The sequence below is a fragment of the Variovorax sp. P1_H2 genome (assembly GCF_056405295.1).
In genome coordinates, this window is record NZ_JBFUCJ010000294.1 from 1 (window position 1) to 983 (window position 983).

At 62.3% G+C, this 983-nt stretch carries 3 pseudogenes; 2 read left to right on the plus strand and 1 reads right to left on the minus strand.

The features are described 5' to 3' along the window. Positions 1–284: pseudogene (locus AC1D2E_RS35965) on the plus strand (TolC family protein); the annotation flags it as partial. Positions 285–446: 162 nt separating this feature from the next. Here the strand turns inward: AC1D2E_RS35965 and AC1D2E_RS35970 are convergent. Next, a pseudogene (locus tag AC1D2E_RS35970) lies at positions 447–683 on the minus strand (IS630 family transposase); the annotation flags it as partial. A gap of 40 nt (positions 684–723) precedes the next feature. Here AC1D2E_RS35970 and AC1D2E_RS35975 point away from each other — a divergent pair. Beyond that, positions 724–983: pseudogene (locus AC1D2E_RS35975) on the plus strand (IS6 family transposase); the annotation flags it as partial.

Sequence of the window (983 nt, forward strand, 5' to 3'; positions counted from 1 at the left end):
TCTCCGCCCTGGTCAAGCGTGAAGATCAAGCTGCCTTGCTAGCGCAGGGCGAGGCGGCGCTCGGTCGTGCACGAGGCGCCTCGTTTGCGGCCTATCAGCGAGGTGTCGTCAGCCTGATCGAAGTGTTGCAAGCGGACGAGAGCCTCCTGCGTGTGGCCGATGCGAGAGCGCAGGCGCAAACGGAGGCGGCGCGCGCCGCGGTCAGTGCATTCAAGGCCCTCGGCGGCGGCTGGCAAGCCGAGGCCGCTGACGCGGTGGCAATCCGCACAGACGTAAAACGATAGCGCAGAAGCGCCTTTCGGCGAACGACAGATGAACACGAGTCGCCGAGCAAAGGGCTCTTGGCTTCGAGCGAACGAGAGATGTGATGCGCTCGTGCGATCGGGGTCGGCCCACCTGTACAGCATGCCACGGCCCCGGTTGAAGGCCTTTTGCTCGCATGCCATCTAGTGCTCTGTCCCGCTGATATGTGAGCAAAGTCCATGAAGCTTTTCAAGGATCGATTCAGCGGTGGCTGTCCAGCGAAACGGCTGGGAGTTGGCGTTGTGGTGGGTCACGAACTGATCGATGCGTTGGACGAGTTGCTTGACGCTGGTGAACGAGCCGCGGCGAATGGCCTTGTCAGTGATCAGCGCAAAGAAGCGTTCGACCTGGTTCAGCCAGGAGCTGTAGGTGGGGATGAAAGGATCTGTCGCGATAAGCCGGTTGTCCACAATGCAGCTCATGGTACCGCTGCACGTCCAACTTGCGAACTCGACCCTGCGAGGGGTCATCAGGCGGCTGCATTTCCCGCTGGAGATCATGCTGGTGTGCGTTCGCTGGTACGCGGCCTACCCTTTGAGCCTGCGCAACCTGGAAGAGATGATGGCCGAGCGCGGGGTGCTGGTCGACCACGCAACCGTCCACCGCTGGTCACTGAAGATGCTGCCGGTGCTGGCCAAAGTGTTTCGTCGGCGCAAGCACCCGGTGGGGTCCTCGTGGCG